A 16,275-nucleotide genomic window follows, 5' to 3' on the forward strand; every position below is an offset into this window, starting at 1 on the left:
ACCCCGAGTTGGTAACGCGGCCAGGGGGAAGAGGTCAAGAACCGGAATATCGCAATCAACCAACCGATCCTGAAAGGGGACGACCATGAGCAAGACGTTGAAGCCCGGTACGCCGGCACCGAAATCCGGCCAGTACCAGAACCCGGGCACCGGCAATGAAGTAACCGGCGTGAAGGGCAAGCCGCTGCCGCCGACGCCGCGGCCAGGCCAAGGCTACAAGCTGGTGGACCCCACCAAGCACAAACGCTGAGCTTGGGTGAGTCCAGGTGAAACCGGCAGTCATCGACAAGAATTTCAAGGAGCCCCTGTGATCCGCGAACCTGTGACTCTCCCTCAGCGCCCTCGCATCTCCATGCGCTCGTCGGCGCGCTTTTTCCACTTGGTGGATGTCATCGCCCGGGCCCACGAGCCCACTTCCACCCAGTTGATGGCGCTGGAGCGCTCATACAACAGCACCGGCGAGTTCCTTTCGGCATGCCCGGAATTCCGAGGCGACCTGATTCAGATCCACGCCCATGGTTCTCGGCAGTTGGGCACGATCGTGCGGCCCCGGGATGGGACTCGGGAGGGCTTCGACATCGATTTGATCGCGCGCCTGGCGTCGGGCGCACGTGGCCAATACGAGGGCGAGCAAGGGCCGGCCCTGCTGCTCGACCGTTTGCATCGCGCCTTGTCCCGCTACGCAGATGCACACGGGCTTCGGCTGCGTCGCTGGGAGCGTTGCGCGACACTGGAGTACGCTGAAGGTATGTGCGCCGACATCGCGCCGGTTATTGATTCCCCACTGCTGGCCGCGCCGTTCGGCGACACGCACGGCCTGATCCCTGATCGGGAACTGCGGCTCTTCGATTCCACGAATCCACGCGGGTACGCGAAACATTTCGATCTCGCGGCCGCGATCTCTCCAAATTTCACAGCGGCACTGAGCTTTTCGGAGGGGATGGATTCGGTGACGCGCGCGGATGTAGCGCCGTTACCCGACGCGCAAGAGGTATTCGACCGGCTGCTGTGCCGACTGGTGCAACTGCTGAAGCTGCATCGCAATATGGCTTTCGGCATTGCGCAAGGCAGCCCGGACATGGCGCCCCCCTCTGTATTCCTCACGACGTTGGCCGCAATGGCGTATGCGGTGGAGGCACCTCAGCCGCACGAGAGTCCCCTGGAATTGCTGCTCGATATCGTGGAGCGGATGCCGCTGCATTTCGGGCGGATTCCCCGGTCCGATGGTTCCGAAGAATGGGTCTTGCCTAACCCGTCCGCCCCGCGAGACAACCTGGCGGCCAGCATGAATTCGTCTGCGCGGCAGGAGGCGTTTTTCTCGTGGCATCGTCGCCTCATCGAGGATCTGAAGCGCATCCTCCAAGCGATCGAGAATCATGAGGGAATGGATGTGCTGATCACGGCGCTGGAGGACGCATTCGGACCACGTTGCGCGGGTGCCATCCAGCAGGACCAGAGCCAGCGTCGGCAAAGCAGCCGTGTCGCGGGCCGTGTGACGCTGATCTCGTCGGCGGCAGCCGCTCCGGTCAGCGTCGCAGCACGGCCCCATACATATTTCGGCCGCTGATGACACCGTACCCGGCCCCGCCCGTACCGACCTTGGCCCAGCGAGCCATGGAACTGCGGGCCCTGCCTCTCGATGGCGCCAGGCTGATGTTTCTGTCGGGCCGCGCCTTGCGCTATAGATTCCGTCTGGCGCCGAGCGAGTTCGGTCGCGTCTACGAGTGCGAGCTGCGCCTGACACCCGATTCGCGCCCACCGGAAATGTTCGTCTTGAGTCCTGACCTGACCACCCTGGTTGACGAAGCCGCGCTGCCGCACATCTACCCCAACGACGGCCCCGGCACCAAGCTGTGTCTATGGTGGCCCAAGCAGCGCGAGTGGCTGCCACAGATGAAGTTGCTCGACACTTACATCGCCTGGACCGCAGAGTGGCTGTGGCATTTCGAGGACTGGTTGACCACAGGAGTGTGGGTCGGCGGCGGCGAGCATCCGCAGCAACGCAGGAAGCGTTGGGCTTGAGACATCGATGACCGAGGCCGCAGGAGAAGAGCAATGATGCGAGGATCAGAGGGCAACATGAATGAAATCGTTAAAAGGCAGGTGGAGCCGCGAATGCTCAACTTGCTGCGTGCCAGGACACTAATTTACCGGCGGGCCAAGAATGTCCAGGCTGCGGGCCTCGTGATCTCGCTCGTTTTCCCGATCGTCGGTCTGATGGTGTCAGCGCTGCTCCTCCCGTCGAAGCCGTTCATCGCATTCGCCGCCCTGATGTTCAGCTTCCTGGAGGTTCTGCTTCTTGATCGCTGGCACCGTGCGCAGCTCAAGAACGCGGCCAAGCTGCAGGAGGATTTCGACTGCACGGTATTGGAAATGGACTGGAACGCCTTTTTGGTTGGCAGCCGGATCGACCCCGAAGATGTCTTTGCCGACGCATGCAAGAAGCTCAGCGACAAAGACGAGCAACGGTTGATCAATTGGTACCCGCTCGCTGTCAAGGAACTGCCGCTCCATTTGGCAAGGCTGGTGTGCCAGCGCACCAATCTCTGGTACGACAGCGCTTTACGCAAGCGCTACAGGCGCGTTCTCTTGACCGGCTGCGTGGTGCTCATCGCCGTGGCTGGATTCGCGTCGCTTGCAATCGACCACACCATGACGACCTTCGTGCTATCGACGCTGGCCCCGATGACGCCGGTGATGATCTGGGCGCTCAGAGAATGCAATCGACAGGCGGCGACCATTGAGTTGCTGGACCGTCTGAACGACGAAGTAAAGAAGCTCTGGGACCGCTCCCGCAGTGGCGCGGCGGAACAGGAGATCAGCATGCGGTCGCGCGAGCTGCAAGATGCCATCTTCAACCACCGCGCCTCCAGTCCATTGATCTTCGACTGGGTCTACAGCCTGTTGCGCAGACAGATGGAAGAGCGGATGAACGCTGGCGCGGACCACTGGGTGCGAGAACTGCGCGCGTCCGGCAACGTGCACTAAAGACGGGTAGAAGAATGAAACTGGTCCAAGACTTCAACGCCTTCCTGAACGACACCGTCAACCTCAACAGCACGCGCTTCGATCAGCTCGAAAGCAGTATCGAAGCCATCAAAACGGCGGTGCGAGGGCTGGACTGGAAGCCTTCCATCGTCGGCTTCGCCGCACAAGGCTCCTGGGCTCACAAGACCATCATCAGGCCCCTGCCTGGAGATCCATTCGATGCGGATCTGCTGGTTTACGTGAAGCCGGTCGCGGGCTGGGAACCGAAGGACTACATCAACGAGCTTTATGCGGAGATGGGCAAGCTCGGTCTGTACAAGGACAAGATCAGACGCCACTCGCATTGCATCACCATTGAGTACGCCGGCGAGCGCAAGATTGACGTGGCGCCTTGTGTGAAGGAGCGTCTTCACACCGGTGTCTGGGAGGTTTGCAATCGTGATACCAATCTCTTCGAGAAGTCCAACCCGCTCGACTACACGGACTGGCTGATCGAGCGCAACAGCATCTGCGGCAACAACAACTTCCGCAAGGCCACCCGGCTGCTGAAGTACCTCAGAGATATCAAGACGAACTTCACCAGCCCCTCGTTCCTCCTGACGACCCTACTTGGCAAGCATGTGTACGCCTCTGACAAAGGGGCTGCGGGTTTCGTGGATGTTCCCACGACTCTCAAGACGCTGATTGGTCGGCTCGATGACTGGTTGCAGGCCAACCCAAGCAAGCCCACGGTGCGCAATCCTGTATTGTTCGAGGAGATCCAAAGCACCGCCTGGGACGACACCAAATATTCGAACTTCCGAGCGAAGATCAATCTGTACCGTGGCTGGATCGATGACGCCTACGATGAGCCAGACAGAGAGGAAAGCATCGGAAAGTGGCAGCGTGTCTTCGGTGAGGATTTTGCCGTTCAGGAGGCCGTCGAGAAGGCTGGCAAGGTCAGTGAAGCTGCGCTGTCCGTTGTCCGGGGAAGCCCGATGTCAGCTGGCGTGGCCGATCTGGTGGCATTGGTGAAGAAGATCGGCCGCTCGGCGCTGCCCAGCGGATTCGATCGCCTGCCGCACATGCGCCGTCCACGATGGCGATCAGCTGCCGGTTCGCGGCTGACCGTGAATGTTGGTGCGCAACTGTGGACATCCCGCTATGGGCAGAAGGTCCACTCGCTTGCCTCGCTTGCGCCCACGCAGTCCGGATGCTGGGTCCGCTTTAACGCCAGCAACAATCTCGGGCTTCCTTTCCCAGCGACTTACAAGATCGAATGGCGCGTGACCAACACGGATGAAGTCGCGCGACGTGCAAACGCGCTCCGTGGCGATTACTACTGCTCGGATGAGCCATCGGTACGGTGGGAGCAGTTGTCGTACCGCGGCGTTCATATGGTGGAAGCCTTCCTGATCCGAAGATCCGATGACTTTCTACTAGGTCAGAGCGATCCGTTCTACGTGGTTATCGAGTAGGAGTGGGTGAGCGCAGCGGGTTTCGAGAGGCTTCGCCGCATCGTCGCCAATACCGGCCTTCTCGAGGGTCCGCTTTACGTCCAGCGGCACTCGTTGACGACAACACGCTGGACGTCCACCGCTGCACATCAGCCCTTCCTGTCAGCTGCCGCTCCGACGGACTTTATTCCGACCCGACGAACTTTATTCCGTCTAGTCAAGCCTCTGACGGCGGATCATTCCACCGTCACACTCTTCGCCAGATTGCGAGGCTTGTCCACATCCGTCCCCTTCGCCAACGCCGTGTGGTACGCCAGCATCTGCAGCGGCACCACGTGCAGCAAAGGGCTCAGCGCACCATAGTGCTCGGGCATGCGAATCACGTGGATGCCCTCGCTGTTGGTGATGCGCGTGTCCGCATCGGCCAGCACATACAGCACACCGCCGCGCGCGCGCACTTCCTGCATGTTGCTCTTGAGCTTTTCCAGCAGCGTGTCGTTGGGCGCCACCGTCACCACCGGCATGGCGGCGGTCACCAGTGCCAGCGGCCCATGCTTGAGTTCGCCGGCCGGGTAGGCCTCGGCGTGGATGTAGCTGATTTCCTTGAGTTTCAACGCGCCTTCGAGCGCGATCGGGTAGTGCAGGCCGCGGCCCAGGAACAGCGCGTTGTCCATGCGCGCGAAGTCCTCGGCCCAGCTGATCACCTGCGGTTCGAGCGCCAGCACGGCTTGCAGCGCCACGGGCAAGTGGCGCATGGCCTTGAGGTGTTCGGCTTCCGCCTCTTCGCTCAAGTGCCCACGCACCTGCGCCAGCGCCAGCGTGAGCAGGAACAGGCCCGCGAGCTGCGTGGTGAAGGCCTTGGTGGAGGCCACGCCGATCTCGACACCCGCTCGCGTGATGTACGCGAACTCGCACTCGCGCACCATCGCCGACGTGGCCACGTTGCACACGGTCAGCGTGTGCTTCATGCCCAGGCCCTGCGCGTGGCGGAGCGCGGCCAGCGTGTCGGCGGTCTCGCCGCTTTGCGTGATGGTCACCACCAGGGTGCGCGGGTTGGGCACGCTGGTGCGGTAGCGGTATTCGCTGGCCACTTCCACCTGCGTCGGGATGCGCGCGATGGATTCGAGCCAGTACTTCGCCGTGCAGCCGCTGTAGTAGCTGGTGCCACAGGCCAGGATGAGCACGCTGTCGATGTCCTTGAACACGCTGTACGCACCGTCGCCGAACAGCTCGGGCGTGACGCTGGCGACCCCTTCGAGCGTGTCGCCAATGGCTCGCGGCTGTTCGAAGATTTCCTTCTGCATGTAATGGCGGTAGGGACCCAGTTCGGCCGCGCCGCTGTGGGCCTGCACGGTCTTGACCGGGCGTTGCACGGCATCGAGCGCCCGCCCTTTGGCATCGAGCACCCAGTAGCGCCCGAGTTGCAGGTCCACCAGGTCGCCCTCTTCCAGGTAAACGATCTGGTCGGTGACGCCGGCCAAGGCCATGGCATCGCTGGCGAGGAACTGCTCCGCGCCACCTTCGCCCACACCCAGCACCAGCGGTGAGCCGGCGCGCGCACCGACCACGCGGTGGGGTTCATCCTTGTGGAACACGGCCAGCGCATAAGCGCCGTGCAACCGCGCCACCGCCGCCTGCAATGCCGTGAACACGTCACCCTCGTAGAGTGAGTCGATCAGGTGTGCAATGACCTCGGTGTCGGTCTGGCTCTCGAACACATAGCCCTTGCCTTGCAGCTCGGCACGCAGTTCGTCGTGGTTCTCGATGATGCCGTTGTGCACCAGCGCCACCCGTCCGGCCGCGCCCGTCGCGGCACCGGGGCCATGGCTGAAATGCGGATGGGCGTTGTGCACCACCGGCGCGCCATGGGTGGCCCAGCGGGTGTGGGCAATACCGGTGCCGCTGGCAATGGCTTCCTGCTGCACCTGCTGCGCCAGTTCGGCCACGCGCGCCGTGCTGCGTGCGCGCTGCAAACCGCCGGAATGCACGGCCACACCACAGGAGTCATAGCCGCGGTATTCCAGCCGTTGCAGCCCCTGGACCAGCACCGGCACGATGTCGCGCCCCGAAACACCCGCCACGATTCCACACATGTTGCGCTCCTGATATGCAATGGGCACGATGCTAAACAGGCTCAAAAGAAATTAACCATCAATAATTTGAAAAAATTGACTGATAATTTCCCAAAAGACAGTTCACCGCCAAATATTCCACAAAAGCCACACTCATGGAACCAATCGCCATCGATGAAGCCGATCTGCGGCTGCTCGACTTGCTGCAAGCCGACGCCTCGCGCAGCAACCAGGCCCTGGCCGAGCTGGCCCACCTCTCGCCTCCTACCAGCTTGCGCCGCATCAAACGCCTGCGCCAGCTGGGGCTGATCGAGCGAGAGGTGGCCCTGTTGAGCACGGACAAGCTCGCGCCTGTGCTGGGTCATGGCCTCACGGCGCTGGTCGAAGTCACGCTGGAGCGCCAGGGCGCGGAACATCTCGACGCCTTCGAAGCCCGCGTGGTGCCAGCGCCCGAGGTGCAGCAGTGTTACCGCGTGAGCCCAGGGCCGGACTTCATGCTGGTGGTGCACTGCAGTGACATGCCGGCCTACCTGGAGCTGGCCCGAAGGCTGTTCACGAGCGATGCCAATGTGCGCAACATCAAGGCCTTCTTCAGCCTCAAGCGGGCGAAGTTCGACCCCCGTCTGCCCTTGCACCGACATACAACCAGTTGAATACCTTGGATTTCGACGCAAAGGACTTTTTGATGCAAAAAGCACAAAACCTGCCCTTGCGTCGGCTACGAACGGTTGACGCCCTGGACCGTGTGTAACACGCTCCTAAAATGCCGCGCCTGACAACCTCATCGGTTGGGCGCAAGGAGGTTTTGATGGATTTTTTGACGATCACGCTCGCCGCCGCTGTCGCCCTTGTGGCGCTGGCGCTGCTGGCATGGTGGGCGGTCAGGCGTCAGCGCTCCCGCGCTTCGTCTGGCCGGGACGACCGGTACGCGCCGGAACGCATTCTCACGTCCGAGCAGGCCCACATGCTGGACTACCTGCAGGACACCTTTCCCGGTCAGGTGGTGCTGCCCAACATGCAGCTCAAGCACATTCTGACGGTCAGACGTGCCGCGAACCGCCAGCGCGCCGCGGAGCGGCTCAAGGAGTACCGCGTGGATTTCGTGGTTTGCGGCGCGGATGGCCGACCCAGCTTCGCGTTCGACATCGAGCAATACCACCTGAGCGACGCCGAGGCCAAAGCGAACAAGGTGGTCATGAAGAACCGGATCCTGAAAACGGCGGGCGTTCGTTTCGTCTTCCTGAAAAATGGCATCCATCGCATGCCGTCCCCGGCCGACTTCCGGGCCCAACTCAACCTGGCCGAACTGCCCAAACCCAAGAGCAAGGAAGAATTGCGCGAAAGCGCATTGCAGCAGCTGGAGAGCCAGTTCTCAGGTTTTGACTCTCAACACAGCAGCCACAACAACGGCTACCGCGACTCCGAAGTCTTGGGCATGAGCGGACTGATGGACCTCGATGATTTTGGCCAGCGCCGCCGTGGCGTCAGCAGCGGCCGCGGTCGCACCAACGGCCACAGCCATTTCGACAACAGCCGCGCTCACAGAGACAGCCGCTTCGACGGCAGTTCAATGGACGTGCGCGGGGGGTAAGGGAGCCCCGCCTGCCGCGCTCCGCGCTCGTATCAACTTTTCTTCTTGACCGGGCGCTGCCAATTCTCCAGCCCCACTTGCTTGCCCCGCGCGACCGAGAGTGAGCCCGGCGCCGTGTTCTTCGTGATGGTGGAGCCCGCGCCCACCGTGCCGCCGGCGCCAATGGTGATCGGCGCCACCAGCACGCAGTTGCTCCCCACATGCACATCGGCCTCGATCACCGTGCGGTGTTTGTTCGCGCCGTCGTAGTTCGCGGTGATGCTGCCCGCGCCGTAGTTCACGCGCTCGCCCACCGTGGCGTCGCCCAGGTAGGCCAAATGGTTGGCCTTGGCGCCCGCGGCCAGGGTGCTGTTCTTCACTTCGACGAAGTTGCCGATGTGCACCTCTTCGCCCAGCTGCGCGCCAGGGCGCAAGCGCGCGAACGGCCCGATCAGCGCGCCACGCCCGACCGACACACCCAGCTTCTCGCCGTCGATGTGGGTGAAAGGATGGATCACCGCGCCGGCATCGATGGCGGCGTTGGCGATGACGCAGTTCGCGCCGATGCGCACGCCGTCACCCAGCTTCACGCGGCCTTCGAACACGCAGTTCACGTCGATCTCCACGTCTTGACCGCAGAGCAGTTCGCCACGCACGTCCAGCCGCGCCGGGTCGGTCAGGCGCACGCCTTGTTCCATGAGGCTCTGCGCCAGACGGCCCTGATAGGCGCGCTCGAGTTCGGCCAGTTGCACCGGGCTGTTCACGCCGGCGACCTCGACCGCATCGCGCGTCGTCACGGCCCGCACCACCAGGCCTTGCGCCACGGCATGCTTGACCACGTCGGTGAGGTAGTACTCACGCTGGCTGTTGTCGTTGGTCAAGCCTTTGAGCAGGGGCTTGAGCAGGGAGGCCGGCGCTGCCATGACGCCGCTGTACCACTCGGTGATGCGCCGCTGGGCTTCGTTGGCATCCTTGTGCTCCACGATGGCGTGGACCGACCGGTCCGCGTCCACGGAGCGCACGATCCGGCCGTACCCGGTGGCATCGTCGCCTGTGTCCACGCTCAGCAGCGCGAGATGCTGCCCGTCGCAGGCATGCAGCAGCGTTTCCAGCGTCGCCTGTCCGATCAAGGGCACATCGCCGTTCAGGATCAGCACGATGCCATCGTCGGCCAACACCGGCACCGCCTGCTGCACCGCGTGGCCGGTACCCAGTTGCGGCTCCTGGCGCACGAAGCGCAGCTTCGGCGCGGCCACGTCATCGGGCGCCACGGGCACCACCAGACCGGATTCGACCTGCTCGGCGCCATGGCCGGTGATCACCACCACCGAGCGCGCCGACAGGCGCGCGGCCGTGTCGATCACATGCTGGGCGAGTGCACGACCGCCCAAACGGTGCAACACTTTGGGCCGAAGACTCTTCATGCGCGTGCCTTTGCCGGCCGCCATCACCACTACATCCACAGGGAACGACATGAACACCTCTTGCATCGACGGGTTGCGCGGCGTTCTTGCCGGCCATCACCAGCGGCGGATTATCGCCGGCCGTGTGCTCGGGCTGGGCGCCTTGGTGACGCTCGCCACCGCCCTCCTCACGGCCTGCACCGCCACGCGCTTCGCCTACAACCAGGCACCCACCCTGAGCTACTGGTGGATCGACCGGCACGTGAACCTGAGCGAAACGCAGGGGATGAAAGCACGCGCGGATGTCGACGCGTTCTTTCAGTGGCACCGCCGGCAGGAGCTGCCGGTGTACGCCAACCTGCTGCGCCAGTGGCAGGCCATGGCGGTGGACAACGTCTCGGCCGCGCAGGCCTGCACGCAGTTCGAGGACATCCGCCAGCGGCTCGACCGAGCGGCCGCCGAAACCGTGGAGCCCTTTGCGCGCCTGGCCTTGCAGCTGAGCCCGGAGCAACTGGACCACCTGAAACAGCGACAGGCCAGGAGCAACGCGGATTTCGAGAAAGACTTTCTGCGCGGCAGCCCCGAGCAACGCCTCAACAAACGGGTGGACAAGGCAATCGACCGCAGCGAATCGTTCTACGGCGCGCTCAGCCAGGAGCAGCGCGACCTGCTGCGCGGCCTGCTGCAACAGTCGCCGTTCGACCCGCAGCGCACGCACACCGAACGGCTGCGTCGCCAGGCCGACCTGCTGCAAACGGTGCGCGATGCGCAAGCCACACCCGCGAGGGCCGAGCAACTCGTGCGCGAGCACCTCGCGCGCATCCGCCAATCGCCTGCGCAGGGCTACGACGCGTACAACGAGGAGCTGGTGCGCACGGGCTGCGCGCAGTTCGCCACGCTGCACAACAGCACGTCGGCCGAACAGCGCGCCAATGCCGTGCGCGTTCTCAAGACGTATGAGAACGATGTGCGCACGCTGAGCGCGCAACGCTGAACCACGCCCGCTATGCTTCGCTGCCTTGCGCGGCCAGCTGCACCGCCAGAGCAAACAGCATTTGCGGCGTCACCGGCTTGTGCAGCAGCGTCAGTCCGGCCACATGGACCTGGTTGGCGGTCTCCTGCGACGTGTTGCCCGTCACGATGATGGCCGGGATGGGCCGTCCCACGAGCGTCCGCAAGCGCGCGACGATCTCCGTGCCGGCGTCCCGGCCCACGTGGTAATCGCAGATCACGATGTCGGGCGGCTCGCCCGTGGCCAGCTTGTCCTTGAGCTGCGTCCACGAAGCCGCGGCGGTCACGTCGCAATCGCGCGAGGTCAGTGACGCGGTCAGGGCACGCAGCACCACCGCGTCGTCGTCCACCACCGCCACGCGAAGACCTTGCGCATGGCCCTCCTGCGGCGCACTCGACGGGATCGGCATCAGCGGCCCTGGGGCGGATGGCGGCGACGCATCCGGTGCGCGCAGCGGCACCCGCACCGAGAAGCACGAGCCCTTGCCCGGCGTGGAACGCACGCTCACCGTGCAGCCCAGCAACTGGGCGCAGCTGCGCACGATGGTCAGCCCGATGCCCACACCCCCGTCGCTGTCCTCGCCACGCAAGCGCACGAACTCGCCGAAGATGGCCTCCTGCTGGTCCAGCGGGATGCCGCGGCCGGTGTCCCACACCTGCAGCAGCAGGTGGTCGCTGCGCTTTCTGGCCGATACCAGCACCCCGCCCTCGCGCGTGTAGCGCAGCGCGTTGCTCACCAGGTTGCTCAGCATGCGCTCCAGCAGCACCGGGTCGCTGTGCAACTGGCACAGGGTCGGCGTCACGCTGAACTTCAGCCCCTTTTCCTGCGCCCGCGCTTCGAAGGTGTTGCTCACGCGATCGAGCACCTGGTCCACATAAAAAGTCTCCAGGCGCGGCTCCAGCCGACCAATTTCGAGCCGGCCCATCAGCAGAAGCGAGTCCAGCAGCGCGTTGATCGAGGTCAGCGAGCCCTTCATGTCGTTGAGCGCGTTGGAGAAGATCTCGGGCAGGTTCACGCCGCGCAGGCCATCGACCAGCAAGCCCAGCGCGTACATCGGCTGGCGCAGGTCGTGGCTGATGGCCGCCAGGAAGCGCGACTTCTCGGCGTGTGCCTGGTCGGCCGCGGCCTTCTGCGCTTGCCGCACGCGGTTCAGGGTTTCGGCCCGGCGCTGCTCCTGTCGGGTCACCTTGATGCGGTCGGCCAGCGCGATTGACAGCAGCACCATTTCCAATGCCGAGCCGAACATCATGGCGTGTTCGGTCAGGAAATGAATCGGCAGCACGCCTATGTTGCGCAGCGAGAACACGAAAGCCGCCACGATCAGGACGCCCCACGCCAGAAGGAAATAGCGAGATCCGGGACGCTTCTGCCGGAAGGCAATGACGCCAGCCGTCACGAACACACCCATGGAGATGAGGACCATGGAATGCTGGACCCGGGCCATGACGCCAAACGGCAGCACCGAAAGAAACGGAAAGTGAAGCAGCCAGAGGCCCGCCAGCACGAGCAGCACAACGTCCAACCTGGGCATGTACTGCCGCGTCGAGAGGAAACTGCGCACGAAGGGGATGAACACCAGCACGGTCACCGCCCAGGTATAGCGCATGCCGTCGGTGTTCCATTGGGAGTTGTCGCGCCAGACGAACTCTGCGGCAAAGCCCGTGAAAAACGCCTGGGACGCCGCCATGCAAGCCACGAAGGCCACGTAGTACAGGTAGGCAGGATCTCGGATGGAAAAGTAGAGCAGCAGGTTGTAGACAAAGATCCCCACCGCCAAGCCGAAGAAGGCGCTCAGAAGACCGTATTCGACGTGATCGTTTGCATGAAAAGCCTGTGGCTCCCAGAGCGTCACCGGCAAGGCCATGCCCCCGCCCGTCAGAACGCGCATGTACACCGTGGTTTCGCCACCAGACTGAAGTTGCACGGGCATCACCATGTCTTTGTGGCGGATCGCGCGCGCGGACATCGGCAGTTCGTCGCCGATGCGTTGGTGGCTGAAGCCACCGCCGGGCTCTGACACGTAGAGGTCTACGTAGTCCAGCAGCGGCATGGCGACCGCCCAGTACCACAGCGGCGCAACCTGCGCATCGGCTCGCAATGTGATGCGAAACCACATCGCCGACGTCGTAAACCCGAAGTTGTAGGCGCTGCCGGTTTGATGGAAAGGCTTGAAGCGGGACGCCTGCGCAGGGGCGCTGACGTCGTCGAAGGTCATCGCCGTCGAGGGATCCTCGAAATGCAGCAGATCCCGGGAGATGTCGTACCGCGTCTGTGCGCCGATGGTGACCAGGCCCGGCTGGGCGCCGGCACCCGGACACACCAACAGCAGGAACAGCAACAGCGCCAAAGGCCGCGCCAGACCACGCCACCATGCTTCAGAAACGCTTGCTGCCCGCATCACCGCTCCTTGAGGACAACGGCATTCTTCCACGCGACCGCCGGTATATCCAAGCGCTCGCCGTCGGCCCGGAGGAAGGGACTACAGCGCCGAGACCGCCACGCGCGCGGCAGCCAGATCCCATGCCGCGCTGCCCACGCTCTTGAACACCTGGGGTTGCGCGAGGTCCGGCGCGTGGCGCAGCACGTGGCCCAGCGAGACCGCGCGGCGCCAGTCCACACCCGCGCGGATGAGGTCACCGGCCTCGTGTCGCGCGCCATTGACATCGTCGGCCACGATCGCGCTGCCCGCGAGCGTGCGCGCCCCGATCTCGGCCATCTCGGGTTTGAACGCGCCCACGCCAATCACCAGGCGCCCTTGGCGCGGCACATCGTCGAACACGGGCGCGACCGCGGTGGTCAGTGTGATCACCACCTGGCAGGCCTGGGCGTCTTCGGGTCGCGCACAGGGCTGGATGTGTGCGTGCACCTCAGCCTGCGCGGCACAGAAGCGCTGTACCCGCGACGGATCGCGCCCCTGCACCCACATGCGGCACGCCGGGTACAGCGCGTGCAAGGCAGCGACATGGAACACCGCCTGCGTGCCGGTGCCGATCAGCAACACGTCGGTGGGCGGCTGCGGCAGCAGGCGCTGGATCGCGAGCAGGCTCACGGCCGCGGTGCGCCGGCCCGTGACCACCGGGCCGTCGAGCAGGCACAGCGGCTGGCCGGTGGCGGCGTCGCAGACCGTGACCACGCCGTGGATGGTGGGCAGGCCCTGCGCGGCATTGCCGGGCAGCACGGTCACAAGCTTGTGAATGCCGATGTCTTCTGCGGTGGCGGGCATGCTCAGCAGCACCCCCCCGTCGCCCAGGGGCAGCACCTGGCGGTCGGGGCAATGGATGCGACCGTCCTCGTGCGCGAGCGCCGCGTCCGCGATGGCGTCGACCAGGGCGGGGAAGCCGAGCAGCGCGGCGGTCTGCGCTGCGTCGAAATGGCGAAGGGCGGGCAGGTTCGGCATGGCGGTGGTGCGAGGGTCCGGTCATGTGAAGAAGCGCATCCACGCCCACACCACGGCCAGTGACAGCAGTGTCACCGGAATGCCGGTCACCGCGTGGCGCTTCCAGTCGATGGCGATGCCCTGCTGGCGCGCGAGGTCGGCCACGATCAGGTTGGCGATCGAACCCACCAGCAACAGGTTGCCGGCAAACGTGGTCACCAGCGCGAGCATCGCACCGGCTTGTTCGCCACTGCCGCCCAGGTGTGGCAACAGCAGCATCACGGCGGGCACGTTGGACACCAGGTTGGAGAGCACCGCACCCGCGACCAGCAGCGGCCCGGGGTCGGCCAGGTGCACACCCTGGGTGCCGAGCCAGGCCACGGCCTGCGCGGCGAGGCCCGTGGTTTCGAACGCGTGGTTCACCACGAACAGCCCCATGAAGAGCAACAACAGCGGCCAGTCGACCAGGCCCAGCACGTGCGAGGAATGCAGGCGCCGGCTCAACAGCAACAGGCCCGCGCCCACCAGCGCCGCCACGTCGCGCGGCCAGTCGGTGAAGAGGAAGATCAGCAACAACGCCCCGGCCACCACCAGGCCCTTGGTGGTTTGCCACCCATCGAACGGCGGATCTTCCGCGGCGATCTCTCCCTGCATGGCATCCTCTCCTGCTCGCGGGAGAGAACTGGATTGAGGGCTCCCCGCACCCGCCTTCGCCCCTGGCCCAAATGCCAGCCACAACCACAACACCACCAGACCGATCACCACCGGCGGCAACGCCTGCCGCACATAACCCCCAAAGGGCAACTGCAGCACCGAGCCGATCAGCATGTTCTGCGGGTTGCCAATCAGCGTGGCGGCCGAGCCGATGTTGGCCGCGCAAGCCAGGCCGATGAGAAACGGCACGGGGTTGATGCCGCGCTGCAGGCACAGCCGCGCCACCACCGGCGTCATGGCCAGACAGACGATGTCGTTGGAGAACACGGCCGAGAGCGCACCCGCGACCACGATCAGCGCGGCCAGCAAACTGTTGCGCGACAGCGGCATGGCGCCCACGCGGCGCGTCACCGCGCCATAGAAGCCACCGAGCCGCATCTGCGCGGAAACCACCATGAAGGCAAACAGCAGCACGATGGTGGGCAGGTCGACCGAGCGCGCCGCATCTTCCACCGGTAGCCTGCTCAGGCCGATGACGGCAATCGCGCCGAGCAAGGCCACGCCCGAACGGTCCAGCTTCAGGCGCGGCAACCCGCCGAGAAACATGCCGAGGTAGACGATCGCGAAGACCGCGACGATGCCCCAGTCGGTGGCGGTGTGGTGCAAGGTGGCGGTGGACATGTTGCGCGCGATCGTAGCGCGGGCGTGAAAAAAAAGCCGCCCGAAGGCGGCTGGTCCGTGGGTGCCGTGCGACGCTCAGCTCTGCAAGGCCGCCCACATCTCCTGGTCCCGCTCGGCGGTCCAGATGCGCGGGTTCTTGATGCCCTTGGCTTCGTCGTAGGCGCGGCTCACATCGAACGGCAGGCAGTGTTCGTAGATGAACACGTGGCCGAACACCGGGTCCATGCTCTTGCGGGTGTGGGCCATGGCGGTCTTGAGGTCCATGCCGGCGGCGGCGGCTTCCTTGCCGGCCTGGAACAGCGTGGTCACCCAGCGCTGGGTGTAGTCCAGCGCCTTGTCCACATCGGCGCGCCCCTTCATCGCTTCGCCACGGCCGGGCACGATGGCCTCGGCCTTCAAGGCGCGCAGCGCCTCGAGCGTGGCGGGCCACTCTTCCAGTTGCGCGTCGCCGGTGTACACGCCGGCTTCGTACTCCACGAGGTCGCCGCTGAACAGCACCTTTTCTTCTTCGACCCAGGCAATGGTGTCGCCACGTGTGTGGCCCTGGCCCGGGTGCCAGATCTCGACCTTCACGCCACCCAGGTCGACCGTGAGCGACCCTTGGCGACCGGGCTTGCCATCGCCGATCACCAGCGTGGGCCAGGTCAGGCCGGGCACGCTGTCGGCGCCACGGAACAGGCGCGGGAAGCGCTCCATCTCGCTTTGCATGTCCTGCGCACCCCGTTCGACGATGAGTTCGTAAGTGCCCCGGCTGGCGATGACTTCGGTCGCGCCTTCGGCCACGTAGGCGCTGGCGCCCAGCACGCGCACCGCGTGGTAGTGGGTCAGCAGCACGTATTTGATGGGCTTGTCGGAGACGGTGCGGATCTGCTGGATGAGATCGCGCGCCATGGCGGGCGTGGCGGTGGCGTCGCTCACCATGATGAACTTGTCGCCAATGATCACGCCCGAGTTCGGGTCGCCTTCGGCGGTGTAGGCCCAGCAGTGCGGGCTGAGCTGTTCGAAGGTGGTTTTCTTGTCGTCCAGGTCGGCCTGGGAGGCAAAGGCTTTGCTCATGGGAGGTCTCCGTGTGGGGAAGCCGGA

14 protein-coding genes are annotated in these 16,275 nt (G+C 64.6%); 8 read left to right on the plus strand and 6 right to left on the minus strand.

Annotation, left to right across the window (positions count from 1 at the left end; all coding sequences use genetic code 11):
• Positions 1-85: 85 nt before the first annotated feature.
• Genes FFS09_RS30560 through FFS09_RS08150 form a run of 5 tightly spaced genes read left to right on the plus strand, consistent with a single transcriptional unit; the run spans position 86 to position 4,445 of the window.
• Complete coding sequence (locus tag FFS09_RS30560) at positions 86-250, plus strand: hypothetical protein (protein ID WP_171019920.1); 165 nt, start codon at positions 86-88, stop codon at positions 248-250.
• Between the two features lie 57 nt (positions 251-307).
• A complete protein-coding gene (locus FFS09_RS08135) occupies positions 308-1,567 on the plus strand; it encodes a nucleotidyltransferase domain-containing protein (protein WP_137918369.1) in 1,260 nt (419 codons plus the stop codon).
• Positions 1,568-1,614: 47 nt separating this feature from the next.
• Entirely contained in the window at positions 1,615-2,022 is a 408-nt protein-coding gene (locus FFS09_RS08140) for a type II CBASS E2 protein (RefSeq protein ID WP_252374284.1), read from the plus strand.
• Positions 2,023-2,079: 57 nt separating this feature from the next.
• Positions 2,080-2,988 carry an S-4TM family putative pore-forming effector gene (locus FFS09_RS08145; RefSeq protein ID WP_137918371.1) on the plus strand — a complete coding sequence of 303 codons (909 nt, stop codon included), beginning with the start codon at positions 2,080-2,082 and terminating at the stop codon, positions 2,986-2,988.
• Between the two features lie 14 nt (positions 2,989-3,002).
• Positions 3,003-4,445 (plus strand): SMODS domain-containing nucleotidyltransferase, encoded by a 1,443-nt coding sequence (locus FFS09_RS08150; protein WP_137918372.1) that lies wholly within the window; start codon positions 3,003-3,005, stop codon positions 4,443-4,445.
• Positions 4,446-4,660: 215 nt separating this feature from the next.
• Here FFS09_RS08150 and glmS read toward each other — a convergent pair whose 3' ends face one another.
• Positions 4,661-6,517, minus strand: coding sequence for a glutamine--fructose-6-phosphate transaminase (isomerizing) (gene glmS, locus FFS09_RS08155; RefSeq protein WP_137918373.1), 1,857 nt, complete (start codon positions 6,515-6,517; stop codon positions 4,661-4,663).
• Positions 6,518-6,651: 134 nt separating this feature from the next.
• Between glmS and FFS09_RS08160 the strand changes: the two genes are divergently transcribed.
• Complete coding sequence (locus tag FFS09_RS08160; RefSeq protein ID WP_137918374.1) at positions 6,652-7,149, plus strand: Lrp/AsnC family transcriptional regulator; 498 nt, start codon at positions 6,652-6,654, stop codon at positions 7,147-7,149.
• A gap of 197 nt (positions 7,150-7,346) precedes the next feature.
• Positions 7,347-8,087, plus strand: a complete 741-nt coding sequence (locus FFS09_RS08165) for a DUF2726 domain-containing protein (RefSeq protein ID WP_212745073.1) — start codon at positions 7,347-7,349, stop codon at positions 8,085-8,087.
• A 32-nt stretch (positions 8,088-8,119) separates the two neighbouring features.
• Here the strand turns inward: FFS09_RS08165 and glmU are convergent, their stop codons facing one another.
• Entirely contained in the window at positions 8,120-9,541 is a 1,422-nt protein-coding gene (gene glmU, locus FFS09_RS08170) for a bifunctional UDP-N-acetylglucosamine diphosphorylase/glucosamine-1-phosphate N-acetyltransferase GlmU (RefSeq protein ID WP_137918376.1), read from the minus strand.
• Between glmU and FFS09_RS08175 the strand changes: the two genes are divergently transcribed.
• Positions 9,540-10,463, plus strand: coding sequence for a DUF6279 family lipoprotein (locus FFS09_RS08175; protein ID WP_137918377.1), 924 nt, complete (start codon positions 9,540-9,542; stop codon positions 10,461-10,463). The genes glmU and FFS09_RS08175 overlap by 2 nt on opposite strands.
• 10 nt (positions 10,464-10,473) lie before the next feature.
• Here the strand turns inward: FFS09_RS08175 and FFS09_RS08180 are convergent, their stop codons facing one another.
• From FFS09_RS08180 to FFS09_RS08195, 4 genes are all read right to left on the minus strand, one after another.
• The gene (locus FFS09_RS08180; RefSeq protein WP_137918378.1) at positions 10,474-12,879 is read right to left on the minus strand and encodes a hybrid sensor histidine kinase/response regulator; all 2,406 of its coding nucleotides are present in this window, start codon (positions 12,877-12,879) and stop codon (positions 10,474-10,476) included.
• Positions 12,880-12,960: 81 nt separating this feature from the next.
• The gene (gene lhpI / locus FFS09_RS08185; RefSeq protein ID WP_137918379.1) at positions 12,961-13,878 is read right to left on the minus strand and encodes a bifunctional Delta(1)-pyrroline-2-carboxylate/Delta(1)-piperideine-2-carboxylate reductase; all 918 of its coding nucleotides are present in this window, start codon (positions 13,876-13,878) and stop codon (positions 12,961-12,963) included.
• Positions 13,879-13,899: 21 nt separating this feature from the next.
• Complete coding sequence (locus tag FFS09_RS08190) at positions 13,900-15,192, minus strand: anion transporter (protein ID WP_137918380.1); 1,293 nt, start codon at positions 15,190-15,192, stop codon at positions 13,900-13,902.
• A gap of 75 nt (positions 15,193-15,267) precedes the next feature.
• Positions 15,268-16,248 (minus strand): MBL fold metallo-hydrolase, encoded by a 981-nt coding sequence (locus FFS09_RS08195; RefSeq protein ID WP_137918381.1) that lies wholly within the window; start codon positions 16,246-16,248, stop codon positions 15,268-15,270.
• Positions 16,249-16,275: the final 27 nt, after the last annotated feature.

Source organism: Hydrogenophaga sp. 2FB, assembly GCF_005503365.1.
In the GTDB taxonomy this organism is placed as follows: Bacteria; Pseudomonadota; Gammaproteobacteria; order Burkholderiales; family Burkholderiaceae_C; genus Hydrogenophaga.